Raw genomic sequence first — 23,106 nt, forward strand, 5'->3', positions numbered from 1 at the left:
GAACGCCGAAGCCGCCGAGGGCAAGAAGGACATGCTCGGCGCCATGATGACCGGCGTCGACCGCGCCACCGGCACGCAGCTCGACGACGTCAACATCCGCTACCAGATCAACACGTTTTTGATCGCGGGCCACGAGACCACCAGCGGGCTGTTGTCGTGCACGCTGTACGCGTTGCTGAAGCATCCGGAGGTGTTGAAGAAAGCGTATGAGGAAGTCGATCGCGTACTCGGCTCCGATATCGACGCCCGGCCGACCTACCAGCAGGTCACCCAGCTCACCTACATCACGCAGATCCTGAAGGAAGCGCTGCGGCTGTGGCCGCCGGCGCCGGCCTATGGCATCGCGCCGCTCGAGGACGAGACGATCGGCGGCAAGTACAAGCTGAAGAAGGGGACGTTCATCACCGTTCTGGTGATGGCGCTGCATCGCGACCCCACGGTATGGGGACCGAATCCGGACGTGTTCGATCCGGAAAACTTCAGCAAGGAAGCCGAAGCAAAGCGGCCGATCAATGCCTGGAAGCCGTTCGGCAACGGCCAACGCGCCTGCATCGGCCGCGGCTTTGCGATGCATGAGGCGGCGCTCGCGATCGGCATGATCCTGCAGCGCTTCAAGCTGATCGACAACCACCGCTACCAGATGCATCTGAAGGAAACGCTGACCATCAAGCCGGATGGCTTCAAGATCAAGGTGCGTCCGCGCACCGACAAGGAACGCGGCGCCTATGCCGGCCAAACCGCGGCCGCAGCAACAGCGAGGGCAACACCGGCGCCGGCCGCGCGCACCCGGCCCGGACACAACACGCCGCTGCTGGTGCTCTACGGCTCCAACCTCGGCACCGCCGAGGAACTGGCAACGCGTGTCGCCGACCTCGCCGAGGTCAATGGCTTTGCGACAAAACTTGCGCCGCTCGACGACTACGTCGGCAAGCTGCCGGAGCAGGGCGGCGTGCTGATCTTCTGCGCGTCGTATAATGGCGCCGCGCCCGACAACGCCACGCAGTTCGTCAACTGGCTCGGCGGCGATCTGCCGAAGGATGCGCTAGCGAAGGTGCGCTACGCGGTGTTCGGCTGCGGCAACAGCGACTGGGCCGCGACCTACCAGTCGATCCCGCGGATCATCGACCAGCAACTGGCAGCCCACGGCGCCAAGAGCGTCTATGCGCGGGGCGAGGGCGATGCCCGCAGCGACCTCGACGGCCAGTTCGAGAGCTGGTTCGCCAAGGCAGCTCCGGTGGCGGTGAAGGAATTCGGCGTCGACACCAGTTTTACGCGCCGCGCCGACGACGAGCCGCTGTACAAGGTCGAGCCGGTCGCGCCGACCACCGTCAACGCCATCGTGGCGCTCGGCGGCGCTTCGCCGATGAAGGTGCAGGTCAACAGCGAGCTGCAGAACAAGACCGGCGCCAATGCGTCCGACCGATCCACCCGGCACATCGAAGTGCAGCTGCCGCCCAACCTCACCTATCGCGTCGGCGACCATCTCAGCGTCGTGCCGCGCAACGATCCGGTGCTGGTCGATGCTGTGGCGCGCCGTTTCGGCTTCCTCCCCGCCGATCAGATCAAGTTGCAGGTGGCGGAAGGCCGCCGCGCGCAACTGCCGCTCGGCGATGCCGTTTCGGTCGGGCGCCTGCTGACCGAATTCGTGGAATTGCAGCAGGTCGCGACCCGCAAGCAGATCCAGATCATGTCCGAGCACACCCGCTGCCCGGTCACAAAGCCGAAGCTGCTGGCCTATGTCGGCGACGACGCGGAATCCGCCGAGCGCTATCGCTCGGAAATCCTCAGCAAGCGGCGGTCCGTCTACGATCTGCTCGATGAGCATCCGGCCTGCGAATTACCGTTCCATGCCTATCTGGAAATGCTGTCGCTGCTGGCGCCGCGCTATTATTCGATTTCGTCGTCGCCGTCGGGCGAGGCCTCGCGCTGCAGCGTCACCGTCGGCGTGGTCGAAGCGCCGGCAAGTTCCGGGCGCGGCGTCTACAAGGGCATCTGCTCCAACTATCTTGCCGGCCGCCGGGTCGGCGACACCGTCCACGCCACGGTGCGCGAAACCAAGGCCGGCTTCCGGCTGCCCGACGATCCCTCGGTGCCGATCATCATGATCGGCCCCGGCACGGGTCTCGCGCCGTTCCGCGGTTTTCTGCAGGAGCGCGCCGCGCGCAAAGCGGGCGGCGCGTCGCTCGGTCCTGCGATGCTGTTTTTCGGCTGCCGCCATCCCGAGCAGGATTTTCTCTATGCCGACGAACTGAAAGCCTTCGCCGCCGGCGGCGTCACTGAACTGCACACCGCGTTCTCGCGCGGCGACGGCCCGAAAACCTATGTGCAGCATCTGGTCGCGGCGCAAAAGGACAAGGTCTGGAGCCTGATCGAGCAGGGTGCGATCGTCTACGTCTGCGGCGACGGCGGCAAGATGGAGCCCGACGTCAAGGCGGCGCTGATGTCGATCCATCGCGAGCGCACCGGCGGCGACGAAGCCGCCGCGGCGCGCTGGATCGACGACATGGGCACGCGCAATCGCTATGTGCTGGACGTGTGGGCGGGTGGATAGATATTGCTCCAGCGCAAACCGCACACACGAACGTCATCCTGAGGAGGTTGGCCGAGAAAGCAGCCAATGTTTCCAGGCTCTCGCCAACCGTTTGAAAATGATTCACTTTCCGTCATGGCCGGGCTTCGTCCGGGCCATCCACGTCTTTCTTGCTTCAGCGCCGTCAAGACGTGGATACCCGGCACAAGGCCGGGCATGACGAGCCGGGGCCGCAAGCGCCTCAGGATGACGTTTTTCCTGTTGACAGGTTAATTAGCCTAGGAATATAGTGATCCAAGGTCGGGCGTCTGCAGCGCCCCGGTCGATGGCTTGGTGGCCAAGGTGGAGCGCCGGGAGGCGCCGCGCCCTACGTCACTGGGCGCGCGCGGTAGCCTTGCCGCGCGAGGTGGGTACGTTAATCCCGCCTCCAAGGGTGCCCGTTGGTGCCCTGGCGCCTCCCGCCGCTCCACCCCCTCGCTTGGGTTCGCGAGGGACTGGCAAACCTCGGACGCACTGCGCCGCGAGAATGCAGAGGTGTGGCTGTTTGAAATTCTGAAAAGGGATTTGAGCGAGACGCCGTAACACCCTCTGCGTCATACGCGGGCTTGACCCGCCTGCGGGGCCGAAGCCCCTTCGGCGCGGCGAAGGCCCGCGTATCCATCCATCTTCGCAAGAGTCTTTCGAAGAAGATGGATTGCCGGGTCAAGCCCGGCAATGACGAGTGTGGAGGCGTTGGGGCTAATGCCGCGCCGTCGCGCCATGCGCATGTTGATCGATCGCGTCGATGATCTGCGGCCACATCGGGATCGGGATCGCGTGGCCCATGCCGTCGACCATCATCAGCTTGGCGCCCGGGATCGAGGCTGCGGTGTCCTTGCCGCCTTCCGGGCGCACCAGCGGATCGACGGTGCCGTGGATCACCAGCGTCGGCGCCTTCACCGCGCGCAGCCGCTCCTTGCGGCTGCCCGATGCGAGGATGGCGCGAAGCTGCCGTCCGACGCCGGCCGGATTGAGCCCGCGCGCGAAAATGCGTTCGGCGCGCTCGCGGTCCTTGGCCTCGTCGAGCGGGAAGCTGCCGACCCGCAGCACCTTCCAGGTCTGCGCGAAGCGAATGAAGAATTCTTCTTTGGTTTTCGGCGGCGGCGCCATCAGCATCGCGCTGGCCTCGCGGGTCGGCGGCGGCACTTTCGGATTGCCCGTAGTCGACATGATCGAAGTCAGCGAACGCACGCGCTGCGGAAACGAGATTGCGATTTCCTGGGCGATCATGCCGCCCATCGAGGCGCCGACCAGATGTGCCGACTTGATGCCGAGCGCGTCCATCAGGCCGACGGTATCCTTGGCCATGTCGAGCAGCCTGTAGGGCGCGTCGACGGGAATTTTCAGGAACCGCAATTTCAGCAGCTCCATCGGCTTGAGCGGTTTGCCGCCGGTCAGCTTGCCGGACTGGCCGATATCGCGGTTGTCGAAGCGGATGACGCGAAATCCGCGTGACGCCAGTTGTGCGCAAAACTCGTCGTCCCACAGGATCATCTGGGCGCCAAGCCCCATGATCAGCAGCATCGGCTCGGCGTCATCCGCGCCGAAAATTTCGTAGCAGAGGTCGATGCCATTGGCTTTGGCCATCCGCGGCGGCTGATGTGGAATTGGTTTCAGGTTCGGAAGCGGGTTCACTCGGATAGATCCTTACGTGCTGGCCTGAACGGTATCGCGATGGGGAACCTATGACACGGTTTCCTGTTCCGCGCGAGACGCGAAGCCTGCTAAATCGACGCTGCAATGTTGACCGGCCCGTTGCAACAGTGTGGTATAGCCGGAAAGAACGGGCTCGAACTCGTCATTATTTCCGGAGGGCGCCAAATGGCGGACAAAAGCAACGACCCCGTGGCGATTTGGCAGAACATGATCGGCGAGATGGAAAAGGGGTTCAACTCCTTCGCCAATCAGGCGATGACGTCGCCGGAATTCTCCAAGGTGATGAACCAGGTCGGCAGCGTCGGCGCGGGCGCGCAAAAACAGCTTGGCGAGCTGATGGAGAAATATCTCGTCAGCATGAACCTGCCGAGCCGGGCACAGATGGTCAGCATGGCCGAGCGGCTGCAATCCATCGAAGGACAGCTGAACGAGATCAGGGCGCTGCTGCATCAGGTGCACAACAATTCCGGCGCCCCGGCCGGCGGCTATGCTGCCGCGCCAAAACCGCCGCGCACCAAACGTCCGCCGTCCGCAAGCGGAGAGCAGAAATGAACGCGCCCGCGGGTCTCGATCTGGCGTCGATCCCGGAGCGGATTCAATCCGAAGTGCAGCGCGCGATCCAGCGCAGCATCAAGGGCGTGGAATATATCGCCTCGTCCGGCCCTGCGCTGGGATCGACGCCGAAGGATATCCTGCACGTCCGCGGCACGATGAATCTTTATCACTACCGGCCGATGGCCGACGAGATCTATCGCATCCCGATCCTGATCGTGATGGCCACCACCAACCGCGGCTACATCCTCGACATGGTGCCGGGCCAGAGTTTCATCGAGTTTCTCCTAAAGCGCGGCTACGACGTCTACATGCTGGACTGGAGCGCGCCCAAACCTGAAGAGAAGTCGCTGCGGATGGAGGACTATGTTCTCGACTTCATCCCCGACTGCGTGCGCCGGGTGCAGCAGGATTCCGGCGAAACCGATGTTACTGTGATCGGCTACTGCTTCGGCGGGGTGCTGTCGCTGCTCTATGGTTCGATCTTCAACGACGGGCCGATGAAGAACCTGATCTGTTTCACCACTCCGATCGATTTTCGCGAGATGAAGCTGTTCCAGAATTTTTCCGACCGGCGTTATTTCGACGTCGACAAGCTGGTGGACAGTGTCGGCAACGTGCCTCCCGAGATGATTCTGGCGTCGTTTGACATGCTGCGGCCGGCAGCGAAGGTGATGGGCCAGGTGCAGCTGTGGGAGAACATCTGGAACGACGAATTCGTCAAATCCTACCGAATGTTCGACCGCTGGGCCAACGATACGCTGCCGCTGGCCGGAGAATACTTCCGCACCATCACCAAGGATTTGATGTGGGACAACAAGCTGCTGGACGGCACCATGTCGGTCGGCGGCCGGCCAGCGGATATTTCCAAAATCAAGGTGCCGATCCTGCACGCGGTGGCCGAGCATGACCACATCGTTCCCTATGATGCCGCCAAGCATTTGATCCCGAAGGTTGCCTCTGAAGACAAGGAGGAGGTGATGCTGAAGGGCGGGCATGTCAGCCTTGTCGCCGGCGCCAACGCGATAAAACGGCTGTGGCCGAAACTGGATTCCTGGCTAGGTGAGAGATCGACATGAGCACTGAGACACGTTCCTACCCGCGCCACGTGAAAACCGATGCGGGCGATATCGAATTCCGGCTGATGTCGGCGGCGGACGAACCCGCGGTGCTGGATTTTGCGCAGAAACTGCCGACCCACGACCTGTTGTTCCTGCCGCGCAACATCAGCGAGCCGAAGGTGCTCTCGGCATGGGTCAAGGAGATCGAGCGCGGCGCCATCACCAGCCTGTTGGCGGTAAAGGGAAACAAGGTGGTCGGCTGCGGCACGCTGGTGCGCGATCCGCATTCCTGGTCGCCGCATGTCGGCGAAATCCGCATGGTGATCTCCTCCGAGGTCCGCGGCCAGGGCGTCGGCCGGGCGCTGTCGCAAGAGACGTTCGCGCTGGCGCTGGGCGCCGGGCTGGAAAAGCTGTCGGTGCAGATGACGGTTGATCAGCAGGGCGCGATCGCGCTGTTCGAGAGCCTTGGCTTCAAAGCAGAAGCGCTGCTGCGCGACCATGTGCGCGATGTCGCCGGCCAGAAGCACGATATTGTCGTGCTAGGGCATAATGTTGCGCAGGTGCGGGCCCAGATGGAAGCCTACGGGCTGCCGGGCGCCGTCCAGCATTAGGTCCGGTTCCTGAGCAGCGCTGCCTGCGTTTGGGCGATCACGAATTCGTGATATCGCGCCGCAGCAACTATGTTGCAATGCACAAGTTAACATGCCATACAGAACGCGCCCCGGGCCAATCCGGACGGGGTGAGCCCATAGCTCAAACCTGAGGATGGAGAGACCCCAATGACCACCGAAATCAATTCCACCTACGACACTGTCAAGCAGGCCTTCGCGCCCGTCACCGACGCGCTCAAGAACCTCCAGAACATGGAAGTCCCCGAGGCAGCCCGTGAGTTCGTGAAGAAGCAGGCCGAAACCGCCAAGGTTCGCGCCGCCGACATTCATGCCGGTTCGGAGAAGGTGACCGATGCCATCGAGACCGCCGTTGCCGGTTCGGTGAGCGAAGCCGCCAAGATCAGCCGCAATATTTCGCAGGCGCTGTATCAGGACGCCGAGGCGTTCTTCGCCGGCATCGACAAGCTGGCGTCCGCCAAGTCGCTCAACGAAGCGGTCCAGATCCAGTCCGAGATGGTCCGTGCGCGCGGCGAACTGTTCGTGTCGCGGGCGAAGTCGACCAGCGAATATCTCGGCAAGCTGCTTGCCGACGGTGCGAAGACCGCGCAGGACAACTTCTCCAAGGTCTACAGCAAGACCGCTTGATCCGTCGCGTTGGGTTGGATGGATGTGGAAGGCCCGCTTAGGCGGGCCTTCTTTTTGCCCAGCGACTAATTGCAACGAACCGTCATCCGGAGCTGCTCGCCGTTGTTCACGGCGAGCCTCGAAGGATGGCCACGAGCACTTGTGTGCGCGTGCATCCTTCGAGACGCCGCGCAAGATGCGCGGCTCCTCAGGATGACGTGAGCGCGTGTAGCGCCTATCTACAGATATCATCCGTCTGAAGGCTCCGATGTCCGCCATCACCACAACATCCTCCTTCGCCTCTGCCGGCGACGCTGCGCGCGCGGCCGAGCTGCGGCGCGTCAAGGCGCTGGCGACGCTGGTGCTGGCGGGCACCTTGGCGCTGTTCGTCGCCGCCAAGACGTTGCTGCATGTGCATCCGGTGTTCGGCTTCGTTGCAGCCTTTGCCGAAGCGGCTACGATTGGCGGCCTCGCCGACTGGTACGCGGTAGTCGCGCTGTTCCGCAGGCCATTGGGACTGCCGATTCCGCATACTGCGATCATCCAGGCCAACCAGCACCGCATCGCCGACAAGCTCGGCGAATTCATCGAGGTGCATTTTCTGGAAGCAGCCCCCGTCGAAGCCAAGCTGCGTCAGGTCGATTTTGCATCCTTCATCGCGGACTGGCTGAGCGACCGCAAGCGCAGCGAGGATCTTGCGCGATTCCTGCTGCGGCTTTTGCCCGAGGCGATCTCGGCCTCCGAGACGTCGGGGCTGAAGACCTTCATTACCCGCCGCGTCATGACGCAGCTGCAGTCGATCAATCTCGCGCCGCTCGCGGCCGGCACCTTGCGCGCCTTCATCGGCGAAGGCCGGCATCAGGGCCTGCTCGACGACCTGCTGCGCGCGGTCCATGGCGCGCTGACGCAAGCCGACACGATGACGGCGATCCGCGCAAAAATTCGCGACGAACTGCCGACGCTGCTAAAACTCTACCGCGCCGATGCGTTCCTCGTAAAAAAGATCGTTGCCTCCGCGACCGCGTTTTTCGACGACGTGCGCAACGATTTGAATCATCCGTTCCGCGGCGAGTTCGATCGCATGATGTTGACGTTCGTAGACAAGCTTTCCAGCGACCCGTCCTATGCCGATCGCATCGATAGCCTGAAGCGCGATTTGCTGGCGCGGCCCGAAATCGGGGATCTGACAAAAAATATCTGGTCCAACATGCAGTCGTTCATCGAGCGAAGTGCTTCCGGTGAGACCCACGTGCTGCAGCATCACCTCGCCAACGTTTTTGTTGAAGCAGGCGCCGCGCTGGCAAGCGATCCGGAAATGCGCGCCGAGATCAATCAGGGCCTCGTCGCGGTGCTCAGAAGTTTTATCGCCGATCAGAAAAGCGGCGTCTCCAGCTTCATCGCCGACCAGGTCAAGGCCTGGGACATGGGGCAGCTGATCACGCTGATCGAAATCAACATCGGCAAGGACTTGCAATACATCCGCTTCAACGGTTCGCTGATCGGCGGTCTTGCCGGCCTTGCGCTTTACACCATCGAATTCCTGTTGCGGTGGCTGTGACTAATAGATCACTGCGGGTTTTTTAAGTGTTGGAACCTATTGTTCCATCAAGGGTCACCCGCTTGAATGACGGAATCAGCGCCCTAACTTGATCTAGAAGTTTTGTTGCGTTGCGGAACGAATGCTCTGGATTCGCGTATTCATATCGTCAATTCGACCGGCTGCCGAAAAGCAAGGGGCCGGGTTTGAAAGGAAATACGATGTCCGCTACTGCCCAGACGCTGCGCCCACCTTCCAGAACCTTGATGTTCATGGAAGGCCGCGCCATCCATGAATTCGGCGCGTTTCTCGGCGCCCTGCCGCTGCTCAGCCTTGCGCCAAGGGGTGATGGGCATCCGGTGCTGGTGTTGCCGGGCCTCGTCGCCTCGGACACCTCGACACGCCCGCTGCGCAGCTTCCTGAAAGGCCGCGGCTATGCGGTGAGCGGCTGGCGTCAGGGCCGCAATCTCGGCCTGCGCGATGGCGTGCAGCACGCGATGCAGGATCTGGTGAAAGAACTCAGCGATACGAATGGCCGCAAGGTCAGCCTGGTCGGATGGAGCCTCGGCGGCGTCTACGCGCGCCAGCTGGCGAAGTTGATGCCGGACCGCGTGCGTTCGGTGATCACGCTCGGCAGCCCGTTTGCCGGCGATCCGAAGTCGACCAACGCCTGGCGCGTCTACGAAATGGCCAGCGGCCGCCGCGCCGACGAGGAAGATCGCCGCTTCGGCGGCTCGCTGGCGCAGACGCCGCCGGTGCCGACCACCGCGATCTTCAGCCGGACCGACGGCATCTGCGCGTGGCAGGGCTGCATGGAAAAATCCTCCCCGACCTCGGAAAGCATCGAGGTGGAAAGCAGCCATTGCGGCATGGGACATCATCCCGCCGTGGTCTATGCCGTGGCCGATCGTCTCGCGCAGCCCGAGGGCGCGTGGCAGCCGTTCGGCCGCAGCGGCTGGCGCGGTTTTGTGTATCCGGATCCAAACCGGTAATCCTGAATTTCGTCATGGCCGGGCTTGTCCCGGCCACGTCTTAAAGCGGCAAGGAAGTAAGACGTGGATGCCCGGCACAAGGCGGGGCTGACGACGTTAGGTCGCGTGCAGTTTCTTTCGAGTCGCCGGTCGCTCTGTTTTCAACGTTGTGACTGAGTCTTCCGTCGCCGACATCGCGTCCTCGGCGCCGGACAAAATCAAACCTGTGACCATCCGCGCATATTTCTCACGGGTAATACCCTTGCCGTCGCGGAACCACAGATAATGCCAGTTCAGCATCCCGAACAGCGACATGGTCAGTGGCTTCAGCAGATGGCGTTTTTTCGCGGCCTGAGGAATCGCTGTGGCAATCGCATCGGAGACGATGGCGACCAGCTTGCGCTCCATTTCTTTCAGGATTTCCTGCTGTGCCGGAGGCAACAGCTTCAGGCTTGAAATCTGCACCTGATGCTCGGCATCGGCGCCGCGATAGGCCTCCAGCAGCGCCGCCGAAATCGCAAACAGCTTTTCCTCAGGCTTGCCGGCCGATTGCGCCGCGGCCTCGACCACCGTGACCAGGTTTTGCAGGTGATCTTGCAGCAGGTCGAACAGCACCGCGTCCTTGGAGCTGTAGTAGTGGTACATCAGCGCCTTGGAGACGCCGCAGGCATCCGCGATCATGGTGATCGACGTGCCGGTGTAGCCGTGCTCGGCGAATAACGTCGCAGAGCGGCTGAGAATGCCCTGCCGCTTCCTGTCGTAATCGTTCGCCCGCGTGCGCGCCATCCGCGCACCCTCGCATTGACCGTCCAACTGGTCAATTATTATCCTGCCTTTGGCTCCGCGCCGAAAAACACGTATGCCTTGATCTTATGCCGCATCCGCTCGCCCGCATCGTCGACCAGCTCAAGCGCGAGCCCTCGCGCACCGGCTCGATCGTGATCACCGTGTTCGGCGACGCCATCATGCCGCGCGGCGGTTCGGTCTGGCTCGGGACATTATTGGAATTTTTCAAGACGCTCGACATCGACAGCGGCGTGGTGCGTACGGCGATGTCGCGGCTCGCCGCCGACGGCTGGCTGGAACGCAACAAGGTCGGCCGCAACAGCTTTTACCGGCTGGCGCAAAAGGGCTGGCAGACCTTCGATACCGCGGCGAAGCACATCTACAATCCGCAAGCTGCGGACTGGACCGGACGGTTCGAACTGCTGCTGATCGCCAACGCCGCCGATCGCGATGCATCCCGCGAGCCGCTGAAAGATGCCGGTTTCGGCAGTCCGTTGCCGGGCGTGTGGATCGCGCCGTCGGGCGTGCCGGTTCCGGAGCAAGCCGCGCACGCGATCCGGCTGGAGGTGTCTGCCGAGGACAATAGCGGCCGGCGCCTGCTCAGCGAAAGCTGGCCGCTGGACCGCACCGCTGACGCCTATCTGAAATTCATGAAAACCTTCGAACCGCTGTGCGGCTGGATCGGCCGGCGCGAACGCCTGTCCGACGCCGACGCCTTCACCGCGCGCATCCTGCTGATCCATCATTACCGCCGGGTGGTGCTGCGCGACCCGCTGCTGCCGGCTGCGCTGCTGCCCCGGGATTGGCCGGGGCGGGCGGCCCGCCAGCTGTGCGGCGAGGTTTTTCAAGGCTTACTTGAGCCGTCCGAGCAGTGGCTTGACAAGAATGGCTCCAACGAAGCCGGCCCGTTGCCGCCGGCCGGGGAGGAGCTTCGGCGGCGGTTCCAGGACTAGGAAATATGTTACAAAAGTAGCTTGCGTATTTATTATTTTGTTATATGATAAATGTCGCCTCCCCGGAGATCGGCCATGTACACGCAAGCGCTCAACACGTCTGAAGGCGAGGACCGCAATATCGAGGACGCCGAACGGGGCGTGCAGTTTCAGGCGCGTATCGACGCCGACGACCGCATCGAGCCGAACGACTGGATGCCCGCGGCCTATCGCAAGACGCTGACGCGACAGATTTCCCAACATGCGCATTCCGAAATCGTCGGCATGCTGCCGGAAGGCAACTGGATTACGCGGGCGCCGTCGCTGCGCCGCAAGGCGGCGTTGCTGGCCAAAGTGCAGGACGAGTGCGGCCACGGGCTCTATCTCTATGCAGCGGCTGAAACGCTGGGCACTTCGCGTGAGGAACTGGTCGATCTGATGCTGGACGGCAAGTCCAGATATTCGTCGATCTTCAATTATCCGACGCTGACCTGGGCGGACATCGGCGCGATCGGCTGGCTCGTCGACGGCGCCGCGATCATGAACCAGATCCCGCTGTGCCGCTGCTCCTATGGTCCCTATGCGCGTGCGATGATCCGGGTCTGCAAGGAGGAATCCTTCCATCAGCGCCAGGGCTTCGAAATCATGCTGACGCTGTCGCGGGGCTCCGAAGAACAGAAGGCGATGGCGCAGAATGCGCTGGATCGCTGGTGGTGGCCGGTGCTGATGATGTTCGGTCCGCCCGACAAGGCAAGCCAGCACAGCGACACTTCCACCAAATGGAAAATCAAACGCTTCTCCAATGACGAGCTGCGCCAGAAATTCGTCGATGCCACGGTGCCGCAGGCGCAATATCTCGGCCTGACCATTCCCGATCCCGGCATGAAGCAGAACGCGGCGGGGAATTGGGAATACAGCGCGATCGACTGGGATGAGTTCAATCAGGTACTGGCCGGAAACGGCCCGTGCAACCGCGATCGGCTCGCGGCGCGGCGCAAGGCGCATGACGACGGTGCGTGGGTCCGCGAGGCCGCATTGGCCTATGCGGAAAAGCGCAAGACCCGCAAGGCTGCGGCATAGCCGTCATTGCGAGGAGCAAAGCGACGAAGCAATCCAGAGGCCACAAGCAAGGACTGGATTGCTTCGTCGCAAGGGCTCCTCGCAATGAGGAAGCGATGGAGAGAGCAATGGCCACACTTAACATTCCGCTGTGGGAAGTCTTCATCCGCAGCCGCAACGGCCTCGCGCACAAGCATGTCGGCTCGCTGCACGCCACCGACGCGACGCTGGCACTGCAGGCCGCGCGCGACATCTACACGCGGCGCGGCGAAGGGCTGTCGATCTGGGTCGTGCCGTCGAATGCGATCACCGCGTCCGATCCGTCCGAGAAGGGCATGATGTTCGAGCCCGCCGAGTCCAAGATCTACCGGCATCCGACCTTCTATGACGTGCCGAACGAAGTCGGGCACATGTGATGGCCGTCGCGTCGATCCAGGTTTCGGAAACTCCACTGGTGCTGTACGCGCTGCGCCGCGCCGACGACGCGTTGATTCTGGGCCATCGGCTGTCGGAATGGTGCGGCCACGCCCCGATGATGGAAGAGGACATGGCGCTGGCCAATATGGGCCTCGATCTGCTCGGGCAGGCACGCGAACTGTATTCCTATGCGGCCAAGGTCGAAGCCAACGGCAACGACGAAGACAAATTCGCCTACTTGCGCGATGTGAGACAGTATCGCAACCTGCTGCTGCTGGAGCAGCCGAACGGCGATTTCGCCCACACCATGGCGCGGCAGTTTTTTTACGCGGCATTCGCGGACCCGTACTGGCGTGCGATGATGAATTCGCGTGATGCGACACTGGCGGCAATCGCGGCGAAATCCGAAAAGGAGAGCGCCTATCACATCAGGCATTGCTCGGAATGGATAATTCGACTGGGCGACGGCACCGACGAAAGCCACCGCCGCGCGCAGACCGCCGTCGACGATCTGTGGGCCTATACCGGCGAAATGTTCGAGGCCGACGACAGCGAACGCAGTTTGATCGACGCCGGCATTGCCGTTGATCCAGCGCCGCTGCGTCAGGGATGGCTGGAGACGGTTTCAAACGTGTTGCGCGAGGCGACACTGACGCTGCCGAAAAGCGACTGGATGCAGCAGGGCGGCCGCAGCGGCCGGCACAGCGAGCATCTCGGCCATCTGCTCAGCGAACTGCAAGCGATGCAGCGCACGTTTCCGGGTGCGACATGGTGACCATGCTTCACAACGATGCCGATTTGCGGCAACGCGCATGGGATGTCGCAGCGCAAGTGGTCGACCCGGAAATTCCGGTGCTCACCATCGCCGATCTCGGCGTGCTGCGCGACGTTGCGGTGGTCGACGGCCAGGTCGAGGTCGCGATCACGCCGACCTATTCGGGTTGTCCGGCGATGAACATGATCCAGCTTGAGATCGAGTTGGCGTTGGAACGCGAAGGCATTCGCCATTCAAAGGTTTACACGGTGCTGTCGCCGGCCTGGACGACCGACTGGATGAGCGATGATGGGCGCCGGAAGCTGAAGGAATACGGCATCGCGCCGCCGCAGGCGGCTAGCTCCCGCCGCGCGCTGTTCGGCAAGCAGACTGTGGCGTGTCCGCAATGCGGCTCCGAAGACACCGAAGTGCTCTCCGAATTCGGCTCGACTTCCTGCAAGGCGCTGTGGCGCTGCAGGAGTTGCCGCGAGCCGTTCGACTATTTCAAGTGTCATTGAAGATGTCTTCGATTCCGCGCTTCCACCGGCTGGCCGTAAGCGATCTGCGCCGCGAGTCATCAGACGCGGTATCGCTGACCTTTGCGATTCCCGAGGAGCTGACAGCCGACTACAGTTTTGTGCCGGGGCAATACCTCACCTTGCGCACGACGATGGACGGCGAGGAAGTCCGCCGCTCCTATTCGATCTGCTCCGGTCCCGACGATGGCGAATTGCGCATCGCCGTGAAGAAAGTCGATGGCGGCGCGTTCTCGAGCTGGGCCGCCGATGAGTTGAAAGCCGGCGACCAACTCGACGTGATGACCCCGACCGGTCGCTTCGGGATCGCGCACGCGCCGGGTGAGGCGCGGATGTATGTCGGCTTTGCCGCCGGCTCCGGCATCACGCCGATCTTGTCGATCGTCAAGGGCGTGCTGGCGCGCGAGCCCGATACCCGCTTCTTTCTGTTTTACGGCAACCGCTCCACCGGCAGCATGCTGTTTCGCGAGGCGCTGGAAGAGCTGAAGGACCGCTTCATGCAGCGGCTGTCGCTATTCCACGTCATCTCGGGCGAAGAGCAGGACATTCCGATCCTGCACGGCCGTCTCGATGGCGAGAAGGTGAGGGTGCTGCTGCGCTGGCTGGTGCCGGCATCATCAGTCGATCACGTTTTCATTTGCGGTCCGGCCGGCATGAGCGAGGACATCGAGACGACCTGCCGCGACATCGGCATTGCCGAAGACCGGATTCACGTCGAACGTTTTGTTTCCGAGTTCGGCGGCAGGCCGCGGCCTAAAGCGATTGTCCAGGCAACCGCGCCGCCGAAGGCGATGGCGTCGTTGATCATCGATGGCAAGCGCCGCGACGTGCCGGTGGCCGAGGAGGAATCCATTCTCGACGCCGCGTTGCGCGCGGGCATGGATCTGCCGTTCGCCTGCAAGGGCGGCATGTGCTCGACCTGCCGCGCCAAGCTGGTGGAAGGCGATGCGCGCATGGAAGTGAACTATTCGCTGGAGCCGTGGGAGCTCACGGCGGGGTTCATTTTGACCTGTCAGGCGCGGCCCGTGTCGGACAAGGTCGTGGTGGATTACGATCATATTTGAGAGTTTACTTTCGTCATTCGGGACGCCCATTCAAGTCGGCAACAGCCGGGTTGAATGGGCGGGCCCGGAATCCATAACCCCCAATCGTGGTTATGGATTCCGGGCTCGCTCGCTTAGCGACAAAATTGACGTAGTCAATTTTGCGCAAAGCGAATGCCCCGGAATGACCGGTGCTAAATCTTCGGCGGCGGTGCGGTCCCCAGTACCGCTTCGATCGAAAGCCCCAATCCGAGCAGTTTTACGTCGCTGCCGACCGGGCCATCGATCTCCAACCCCACCGGCAAGCCGCCCGGGGTCATGCCGGCGAACAGCGACAGACCGGGAATGCCGGCGTTGCTGCCGGGATCGGTGTTGCGGATCATGGTGTCGAAGGTCGGCACCGGCGGGCCGCCATTGATCGACATTTCGCCGGATCCTTTTACAGCGTCAATCAGCGGCGCCGGGGCGATCGTGGTCGGAAACAGCAAGCCGTCGAGATTGTTGTCGCGGAAACAGTCTTCGTACATCTTTTGAAGCGCCGGTCGTTGCACCGTGATCGCATCCTGGTAGGCGGCGCCGAACGCATCTGCGGTGATGGCGCCGAACGCGCCTTTGACGTCGGGACTGGCGATCTTCGCGGCGATGTCGGCAAGGGTGATGCCTTCGATTTCCGACGCCTTGAGATAGGCGGGAATATCGGCAATCGGCTCATGCAACGCGACTGGGAAGGAGACCTTTGCGTTCTGCTCGAACAGCCCGACGATGTCGATTTCGACAAAAACCGCGCCCGCGCCTTCCAGTTTCTGGCGCGCGGCCTTCACCACATTCTCGACGTCGCGGTCGAGTCCTCCCCAGAAAGCTGCCGGAACCCCGAAACGTTTGCCCCGCAACGCCTCCGCCGTGGCCATCGGCGTGCCGGTGATCACCGAGTCCAGCAGCGCCACGTCGGCCACCGTGCGGCCCATCGGACCGACGGTGTCGCGGGTATGGCTGATCGGAACCACCATGTTGGCGTCATTATAGCGCCGTTGTGCGCCGCCATTGCCGACCGAAGGCCGCAAGCCAACGGTGCCGGTCAGCGCCGCGGGAATGCGGGTTGAACCGCCGGTGTCTGTTCCAAGCCCGCAGGTGACGATACCGGCGGCGATCGTGGCCGCCGTTCCGCCCGAGGAGCCGCCAGGAATCCGGGTCTTGTCGTAGGGATTTTTGACCGGCCCCGCGAACGGCGACAGGTTGCTGCTGGTGATTCCAAACGCCAGTTCGTGCAGGTTGGTCTTGCCGATGATGATGGCGCCGGCCTTGAAAAGCCTGTCAAACGAGGGCGAATTGCTCCTTGGCTGCGCGTTATGCAGCGCCGGCGTTCCGCCGGAGGTCGGCATATCAGCGGTATTGATATTGTCCTTGATGACGATCGGCAGACCGGCGAGCGGGCCGGTTCTTCCCTCGTCGATCTCGGCCGCCGTTGCCAACGCTCCGTCCTTGTTCAGGAAAATGAAGGCATTAAGGTCCTTCAGCTGCTCGGCGCGTTCGATCGCGGCTTTTGTGACGGCGGTTGCGGTTATCTTCTTGGCGCGGATGGCAGCGACGATTTCGGCGGCGGATGACGGAATCGGCTGGGCCATCGCGGATCTCACGACCCCGAGGGAAGGAAAGGTCGCGCTTGCGGCAACGGCAACCGAGGATGTCAGGATGTCACGGCGTGAAAAATCGTCAGTCATTCTCTTCTCCTGTGATTCCGTCAGATGTCTATCCCTTCGGCCGCTTGTCGAACACACGCTTGGCCTTGCCGAGCGAGCGCTCCAGCGTTTCGGGTGCGACGATCTTGATCTGCGTGCTGATGCCGACGGTGTTCTTGATAAAGGTCGAAACCTTCTCGGCCTGAACGATAAGACCACTGCCGTCCCAGCTTTCCGGCCGCGCTTCGGCGAGCACGATCATCTCATCCATGCGGCCCTCGCGGGTCAGTTCGATGATGAAATGGCCGCCGCACCAATCGGTAGCGAGCAGCGCCTCCTCGATCTGGGTCGGAAACACGTTGACGCCGCGCAGGATGATCATGTCGTCGGAGCGGCCGGTGACCTTCTCCATCCGCCGCATGCCCGGCCGCGCGGTGCCCGGCAGCAGCCGCGTCAGGTCGCGGGTACGATAGCGGATGATCGGAAACGCCTGCTTTGTCAGCGAGGTGAAGACAAGCTCGCCCTTCTCGCCGTCGGGTAGCACCGCGCCGGTCTCGGGATCGACTATCTCGGGATAGAAATGGTCTTCCCAGATGTGCAGGCCATCCTTGGTTTCCACGCATTCCTGCGCGACGCCGGGGCCGATCACCTCGGACAGACCGTAGATGTCTGTGGCGTCCATGTCGAAGGCCTGCTCGATTTCGACACGCATGGCGTTGGTCCAGGGCTCAGCGCCGAAGATGCCGAATTTCAATGACGATTTGCGCGGTTCCAGGCGCTGCTTCTTGAATTCGTCCAGGATCGCCAGCATGTAGCTCGGCGTCACCGTGATGATATCGGGCTTGAAGTCGTTGATCAGTTGCACCTGCCGCTCAGTCATGCCGCCGGACACCGGCACCACGGTGCAGCCGAGCCGTTCCGCGCCGTAATGCGCGCCGAGCCCGCCAGTGAACAGCCCGTAGCCATAGGCGTTGTGCATGATCATGCCGCTGCGTCCGCCGGCCGCGCGGATCGAGCGCGCCATCACGTCCGACCAGGTATCGATGTCTCCTTGCGTATAGCCGACCACGATCGGCTTGCCGGTGGTGCCGGAGGAGGCGTGGACGCGGACCAGCCTTTCGCGCGGCACCGCGAACATGTTGAACGGGTAATTGTCACGAAGGTCGGTCTTCAGCGTGAATGGAAATTTGGCGAGGTCGGACAGGCGCCGGAAGTCGGAGGGATGCACGCCTTTCGCGTCGAAGGCCTTTTTGTAATGGGCGACGTTGCCGTAGGCGTGCGCCAGCGCCCACGCCATGCGCTTTGTCTGCAGTGCGATGATTTCGTCGCGCGACGCACGCTCGGCGTCGTCCAGGACCGCGCTGTATCCGTTGGTTGTGGATTTGGTGTTCGTCGAAGCCATCGAGCTCTTGTCCTGGATCAGCGTTTTATTTTTTGGCAACCGGTATCCATGCGCCGCCGACGGTGCGGGAGTGGCCGCGCAATTCGGCGATCGCGACACCATCGACCGTAACGCGCACGTCGTAAATCCCGGAACGGCCGGTCCAAGAGATCTCCCTTGCCGTCGCAACGAGCCTGTCGCCGAGCTTGCCCGGCTTGATAAAGGAAATATTGCACTGCGCGGCAACGGCGCGTTCGTTGCGGGAGTTGCAGGCAAAGGCAAAGGTCGAATCCGCCAGCAGAAATATGAAGCCGCCATGCGCGATGCCGTGGCCGTTGACCATATGCGGCTTGACGGTCATCGCCAGCGTCGCCTGGCCGGCTTTGACGTCGAGAATTTCCATGCCGAGGCCCTGGCTGGCGTCGTCGTCCTTCCACATCGCCTCGGCGCAAGCGCGCGCGAGGTCGTCGGGCGATAACGGGGCTTTGACGCTCAGGACAGGGTCCAAGGTTACCTCCAGCCGTTCGCGGCTCTTGCAGAAGTCTCTTGAATTGAACGATCGGTCAGTTAATTATTAGACGAAGCCACCATGGTGTCAACGGCGCGCACGCCCGTCAAATCCCGCTTAGATGCCGCAACCTGAATCGGGGAGGATCGATGACAACAACCTTGCAGAGCCTTGCGCTCGGTCGCTGGGTCGAACCATCAGGCGGCCTCGTCGACATACCCAGCGCGGTAGATGGCCATGTCGTTGCGCGCGCGTCGAGCGCGGGGCTGGATTTCGCGGCCATGGTCCGGCATGCGCGCGAGGTCGGCGGACCGGCGCTGCGCAAGCTCTCGTTTCACCAGCGCGCCGACAGGCTGCGCGCGCTCGCAGCCTATCTTGGCGAGCGCAAGGAACCGCTTTACCAACTGGCGGGCGATACCGGCGCCAACAGGCGCGACAACGCCAGCGATATCGACGGCGGTCTCGGCACCCTGTCGGCCTACGCCTCGCGCGGCCGCCGTGATCTTCCCGATGCGAAATTCGTGGTCGAAGGCGACGTCGAGAGCCTCTCGAAAGGCGGCAGTTTTGTCGCCCAGCACGTCCTGTCGCCGCTGCACGGCGTTGCCGTTCATATCAACGCCTTCAATTTTCCCTGTTGGGGTCTGCTGGAGAAATTTGCGCCGGCATTTCTCGCGGGCGTGCCTGTCATTGCCAAGCCGGCGACCGCAACCGCTTACGTGACCGAAGCGCTGGTGCGGCTGATGCACGAATCCGGCGTCCTGCCCGCCGGCAGCCTGCAACTGATCTGCGGCGCGACCGGCGATCTGCTGGATCACCTGGGCGGCCAGGATGTGATCTCGTTCACGGGATCGATCGAAACCTCGGAAAAGCTGCGCAGCCATCCGAGCATTTCCAGGCATTCGATCGGCTTCGTGGCGGAGCGCGATTCGCTGAACGCCGCCGTTCTCGGATCCGATATCACGCCTGAGCAGCCGGAGTTCGACTTGTTCGTCCGCGAAGTCGTGCGCGAGATGACCGCGAAGGCCGGACAGAAATGCACGGCGATCCGGCGCATTATGGTCCCACGTGCGCAGGAAGCGGCTGCGATCGCGGCGTTGAAGGCAGCTTTGGCGCGGACAAGACTCGGCGATCCCCGCAGCGAGGACAAGGCGATGGGACCGCTGGTCAGCCTCGCCCAGCGCGGCGCGGTGCGCGCGCAGATCGCAAAACTGCGGAGCGAGGCGGAAATCGTGTTCGGCGATCCGGATACGTGCGCAAGCGAGGGCATCGATATTGAGAAAGGGGCCTTCATCTCACCAGTGTTGTTGCGCGCAACCGATCCCATGAACGCAAAGCGCATTCACGACACCGAAGCGTTCGGCCCGGTCGCGACGGTGTTGGCCTATGACAATCTCGATCAGGCGAGCGAACTGGTCCGGCGCGGCGAAGGCAGCCTGGTCGCATCGCTGTTCACCTATGATGCTGCGGTCGCCGAGGCTGTCATCCTCGGCATCGCGCCATATCACGGCCGTCTATTGATCGTGGACCGCAACTGCGCGGGGGAATCCACCGGGCATGGTTCGCCGTTGCCCAATCTCGTGCATGGCGGTCCCGGCCGCGCCGGCGGCGGTGAGGAACTCGGCGGGCTGCGCGCCGTGTTTCATTACATGCAGCGCACGGCGATACAAGGATCGCCGGCCCGGCTGTCGGCACTGACGGGAGCCTGGATGAAAGGCGCGCCGGCGCCGATCGCGGAGGTGCATCCGTTCAAGCGCGACTATGATCATCTTAAAGTCGGCGACACCATCGAGACCGCGAGCCGGCCGATCACGCTCGCCGACATCGAGCATTTTGCGGAATTCACCGGCGATAATTTTTACGCGCATATGGACGAGGTGGCAGCGAAGGCCAATCCGTTTTTTCCGGGCCGTGTCGCCCATGGCTACCTGATCCTGGCGTTTGCCGCCGGCTTGTTCGTCGATCCGGCGCCGGGGCCGCTGCTCGCGAATTACGGCCTCGATAATCTGCGCTTTCTCAAGCCGGTATCGCCCGACGACGTCATCCGCGTGCGGCTGACGGTGAAACAAAAATCCCCAGCGCGGAAGCCGGAATACGGCGAGGTGCGCTGGGACGTCGAGGTATTCAACCAGAACAACGAACCGGTCGCGCGCTACGATCTGCTGACCATGAGCGCACGGGCCGCGTAAGCACTGTCCGCCGACACGAGCTTTTTTTGCGAGAACAAAAATCTCGCAACCGGACTCATGGCGGATGAATTATTCCCTCCGCTCGGCGCCGAACGACCGCTTCCTTCTTAAATTTCGTCCGCCGTAGACGAATAGCCTCGCGCGCCGCTATCTAGGTGGCGGTTCAGGGAGTTACATTCCATTTAAATAGAACAATCTTCCAAGCGTTAAGAGGAAGGCCAGTGCCGACGCCCGCCAATATTGCCGTCTATTCGGGTCTGCTGATCGGTCTCGCCTATGGCGCAGTCGGGCTGCTGAGCGGCTTTTGCCTCCTCAGCAGTCTGCGCGGCTGGTGGGCCCGCGGCGACAGCCGGCTGATCCGCACCTACGCGCTGGCGCTGGGCGTCGCGATCGCTACCGCGCAACTGCTCGCGGCGGGCGGCGTGGTCGATCTCGGCAAATCGATTTACTTGCAGCCGTCATTCTCCGCGCCGTTGATGCTGCTGGGTGGCGTGCTGTTCGGCTACGGCATGGTGCTGTCGAACGGCTGCGGCTCGCGCGCTCTGGTTCTGCTTGGCCGCGGCAATCTGCGTTCGCTGGTAGTCGTGCTGGTGCTCGGCATCGCGGCGCAGATGACGCTGAAAGGTCTGATCGCGCCAACGCGGGTTGCCGTGCTGCAATGGACCCAGATCGCGCCGAGCGTGATCTCGCTGCCGGCGCTGCTGTCGAAATTCGGGCTTAGCGAGCCGATTGCGCGGATGCTGGCGGCGTCGGCAATCAGCGGCGCCTTGATCATCTTCGCCTTCGCCCACGCGTCATTCCTGCGCTCAAAAGGTCAGATCGCCGCGGGCCTTGCGGTCGGTTTGCTGGTCACGGCCGGATGGTTCGCCACTGGCTATCTCGGCGCCGACGATTTCAATCCGACGCCGGTCACCTCGCTCACTTTCATCGCGCCGGTCGCCGACAGCATTCAATACGTCATGCTGTCGACCGGGCTAGCCTTGAATTTCGGCATCACGTTGGTAGCGGGCGTGGTGATGGGAAGCCTTGTGACCGCGCTGGCGACGCAGCGGTTCCATTGGGAAGGCTATAGCTCGCCGCGCCACATGCTGCGCTCGATCGGCGGCGCGGCGTTGATGGGCGCGGGCGGCGCGATGGCCTATGGCTGCTCGATCGGGCAGGGCTTGACGGGCCTGTCGACGCTGGCGCTGGCGTCATTCGTGGCGGTCGCCGGAATCCTGCTTGGCTCGGCATTGGGGCTGCGCGGAATGCTGCGGGTTCAGCCGCTGGTGCCGGCGCAGGACGCGCGCTCAGGCCCTTTGAGCTGACGTTGCCAGCCGCAGCACGTCGAGATAGCCGGGGCTGACGGTAACCCGCCCGATAAAACCCTTCTCCTTCAACAGGCGATGCGCTTGCGGCAGCCGATAGCACGGCAGATACATGAAGAAATGATGCTCGGCGTGGTAGTTCACCCAGTAAGGCGCGATGAACAGCCGCTCGATCGCATTGGCATGGGTGGTGCGTGCCTGGCTGAACGGATCCGGTCCAGTGCTGGTGCAGGCGTGTTCGGCGATATTGCGCACGCGGGTGACCAGCGGAAGCCAGGTGGCCATCGCGAACACCCACACGCCAAAATACCAGATGCCCGCGCCGGCCAGCCAGAACAGGGCGAACAGGACGGCATTCACGCAAAGAAACCGCGCCATCTTGTCGGCGCCGCTTGAGACGAAACTCTCGTGCGAGATTTCGTCATCTGCGCTGCTGCGCTTGAACAGCGACAGGAACAGCGGCAGCCGCTGTTTCACGAACGTCTGGCCGGTGAGGTCGCGGATCGCCTTACGGTAAAAGCTGTCCTTGGTGATGGGAAACGGGGCCGACAGCGACAGATCCGGGTCCTCCGGCTGCTGTGTAAACTTGTGATGCTGCAGATGATAGGACCTGTAACTGGCGAGGTCGGCGCCGATCGGCACCGCGCACAGCCATTGCCCGATCCATTCGTTAACCGCCTTGTTGGCACTCAGTCCGCCATGCGCGGCCTCGTGCATCAGGATTGCCAGCCCGAGCTGGCGCGCACCGACGACCGTCACCGCGATCAGCCAGGTCAGCGGGTTGGGCCACAGCGTCACCAGTGCGACGGCCGCAACGATGGTCCCCCATGCATGCGCGACCAGCAGCACGCCGCGCAGCGAATTGCGCGAGGTCAGCCGGCTCCATTCGTCGGCGGAAAAAACGCTCTTGGGATCGATGCGTGCGACAGCCGGCATGGGC

21 protein-coding genes are annotated in these 23,106 nt (G+C 62.7%); 15 read left to right on the forward strand and 6 right to left on the reverse strand.

What is annotated here, in order from left to right; genetic code table 11:
* On the forward strand, positions 1–2,551 hold a 2,551-nt coding region (locus VGP39_RS26950), incomplete at its 5' end, for a bifunctional cytochrome P450/NADPH--P450 reductase (protein ID WP_327571141.1).
* A gap of 717 nt (positions 2,552–3,268) precedes the next feature.
* Here the strand turns inward: VGP39_RS26950 and VGP39_RS26955 are convergent.
* Positions 3,269–4,156, reverse strand: coding sequence for an alpha/beta hydrolase (locus VGP39_RS26955; RefSeq protein ID WP_327571165.1), 888 nt, complete (start codon positions 4,154–4,156; stop codon positions 3,269–3,271).
* Between the two features lie 234 nt (positions 4,157–4,390).
* Between VGP39_RS26955 and VGP39_RS26960 the strand changes: the two genes are divergently transcribed.
* The 6 genes from VGP39_RS26960 to VGP39_RS26985 all read left to right on the forward strand — a co-directional run bounded on the left by VGP39_RS26960 (position 4,391) and on the right by VGP39_RS26985 (position 9,602).
* Positions 4,391–4,777 (forward strand): hypothetical protein, encoded by a 387-nt coding sequence (locus VGP39_RS26960; protein WP_327571142.1) that lies wholly within the window; start codon positions 4,391–4,393, stop codon positions 4,775–4,777.
* Positions 4,774–5,856, forward strand: coding sequence for an alpha/beta fold hydrolase (locus VGP39_RS26965; RefSeq protein WP_327571143.1), 1,083 nt, complete (start codon positions 4,774–4,776; stop codon positions 5,854–5,856). The genes VGP39_RS26960 and VGP39_RS26965 overlap by 4 nt, the downstream gene beginning before the upstream one ends.
* Positions 5,853–6,449 (forward strand): GNAT family N-acetyltransferase, encoded by a 597-nt coding sequence (locus VGP39_RS26970; protein WP_327571144.1) that lies wholly within the window; start codon positions 5,853–5,855, stop codon positions 6,447–6,449. Before VGP39_RS26965 ends, VGP39_RS26970 begins: the two co-directional genes overlap by 4 nt.
* Before the next feature lie 168 nt (positions 6,450–6,617).
* Positions 6,618–7,094 carry a phasin gene (locus VGP39_RS26975; RefSeq protein WP_327571145.1) on the forward strand — a complete coding sequence of 159 codons (477 nt, stop codon included), beginning with the start codon at positions 6,618–6,620 and terminating at the stop codon, positions 7,092–7,094.
* Positions 7,095–7,341: 247 nt separating this feature from the next.
* Positions 7,342–8,631 carry a DUF445 domain-containing protein gene (locus VGP39_RS26980; RefSeq protein WP_327571146.1) on the forward strand — a complete coding sequence of 430 codons (1,290 nt, stop codon included), beginning with the start codon at positions 7,342–7,344 and terminating at the stop codon, positions 8,629–8,631.
* Positions 8,632–8,831: 200 nt separating this feature from the next.
* Positions 8,832–9,602 (forward strand): alpha/beta hydrolase, encoded by a 771-nt coding sequence (locus VGP39_RS26985; protein WP_327571147.1) that lies wholly within the window; start codon positions 8,832–8,834, stop codon positions 9,600–9,602.
* 96 nt (positions 9,603–9,698) lie between these two features.
* Here VGP39_RS26985 and VGP39_RS26990 read toward each other — a convergent pair whose 3' ends face one another.
* Positions 9,699–10,367, reverse strand: coding sequence for a TetR/AcrR family transcriptional regulator (locus tag VGP39_RS26990; protein ID WP_327571148.1), 669 nt, complete (start codon positions 10,365–10,367; stop codon positions 9,699–9,701).
* An 86-nt stretch (positions 10,368–10,453) separates the two neighbouring features.
* Between VGP39_RS26990 and paaX the strand changes: the two genes are divergently transcribed.
* The 6 genes from paaX to paaE all read left to right on the forward strand — a co-directional run bounded on the left by paaX (position 10,454) and on the right by paaE (position 15,129).
* A complete protein-coding gene (paaX, locus tag VGP39_RS26995; protein WP_327571149.1) occupies positions 10,454–11,320 on the forward strand; it encodes a phenylacetic acid degradation operon negative regulatory protein PaaX in 867 nt (288 codons plus the stop codon).
* Positions 11,321–11,395: 75 nt separating this feature from the next.
* Positions 11,396–12,379 carry a 1,2-phenylacetyl-CoA epoxidase subunit PaaA gene (gene paaA / locus VGP39_RS27000; protein WP_327571150.1) on the forward strand — a complete coding sequence of 328 codons (984 nt, stop codon included), beginning with the start codon at positions 11,396–11,398 and terminating at the stop codon, positions 12,377–12,379.
* Positions 12,380–12,486: 107 nt separating this feature from the next.
* A complete protein-coding gene (gene paaB / locus VGP39_RS27005; protein ID WP_327571151.1) occupies positions 12,487–12,774 on the forward strand; it encodes a 1,2-phenylacetyl-CoA epoxidase subunit PaaB in 288 nt (95 codons plus the stop codon).
* Complete coding sequence (gene paaC, locus VGP39_RS27010; protein WP_327571152.1) at positions 12,774–13,550, forward strand: 1,2-phenylacetyl-CoA epoxidase subunit PaaC; 777 nt, start codon at positions 12,774–12,776, stop codon at positions 13,548–13,550. Before paaB ends, paaC begins: the two co-directional genes overlap by 1 nt.
* Entirely contained in the window at positions 13,544–14,047 is a 504-nt protein-coding gene (gene paaD / locus VGP39_RS27015; protein WP_327571153.1) for a 1,2-phenylacetyl-CoA epoxidase subunit PaaD, read from the forward strand. Before paaC ends, paaD begins: the two co-directional genes overlap by 7 nt.
* A 2-nt stretch (positions 14,048–14,049) precedes the next feature.
* Positions 14,050–15,129, forward strand: a complete 1,080-nt coding sequence (gene paaE / locus VGP39_RS27020; RefSeq protein WP_327571154.1) for a 1,2-phenylacetyl-CoA epoxidase subunit PaaE — start codon at positions 14,050–14,052, stop codon at positions 15,127–15,129.
* Between the two features lie 173 nt (positions 15,130–15,302).
* On the opposite strand, the gene iaaH is transcribed toward paaE, so the two are convergent.
* Genes iaaH through paaI form a run of 3 tightly spaced genes read right to left on the reverse strand, consistent with a single transcriptional unit; the run spans position 15,303 to position 18,661 of the window.
* Positions 15,303–16,826 carry an indoleacetamide hydrolase gene (iaaH, locus tag VGP39_RS27025; RefSeq protein ID WP_327571155.1) on the reverse strand — a complete coding sequence of 508 codons (1,524 nt, stop codon included), beginning with the start codon at positions 16,824–16,826 and terminating at the stop codon, positions 15,303–15,305.
* A 28-nt stretch (positions 16,827–16,854) separates the two neighbouring features.
* Positions 16,855–18,186, reverse strand: coding sequence for a phenylacetate--CoA ligase PaaK (gene paaK / locus VGP39_RS27030; RefSeq protein ID WP_327571166.1), 1,332 nt, complete (start codon positions 18,184–18,186; stop codon positions 16,855–16,857).
* A 25-nt stretch (positions 18,187–18,211) separates the two neighbouring features.
* Positions 18,212–18,661, reverse strand: coding sequence for a hydroxyphenylacetyl-CoA thioesterase PaaI (paaI, locus tag VGP39_RS27035; protein WP_327571167.1), 450 nt, complete (start codon positions 18,659–18,661; stop codon positions 18,212–18,214).
* Positions 18,662–18,822: 161 nt separating this feature from the next.
* Between paaI and paaZ the strand changes: the two genes are divergently transcribed.
* On the forward strand, positions 18,823–20,859 hold the full coding sequence (paaZ, locus tag VGP39_RS27040; RefSeq protein WP_327571156.1) for a phenylacetic acid degradation bifunctional protein PaaZ: 2,037 nt from the start codon (positions 18,823–18,825) through the stop codon (positions 20,857–20,859).
* A 221-nt stretch (positions 20,860–21,080) separates the two neighbouring features.
* A complete protein-coding gene (locus tag VGP39_RS27045) occupies positions 21,081–22,166 on the forward strand; it encodes a YeeE/YedE family protein (RefSeq protein ID WP_327571157.1) in 1,086 nt (361 codons plus the stop codon).
* Here the strand turns inward: VGP39_RS27045 and VGP39_RS27050 are convergent.
* Complete coding sequence (locus VGP39_RS27050; RefSeq protein ID WP_327571158.1) at positions 22,149–23,102, reverse strand: fatty acid desaturase family protein; 954 nt, start codon at positions 23,100–23,102, stop codon at positions 22,149–22,151. The two genes, VGP39_RS27045 and VGP39_RS27050, sit on opposite strands and share 18 nt — an antisense overlap.
* Positions 23,103–23,106 lie beyond the last annotated feature (4 nt).

This window comes from Bradyrhizobium sp. (genome assembly GCF_036009065.1).
Lineage (GTDB): Bacteria > Pseudomonadota > Alphaproteobacteria > Rhizobiales > Xanthobacteraceae > Bradyrhizobium.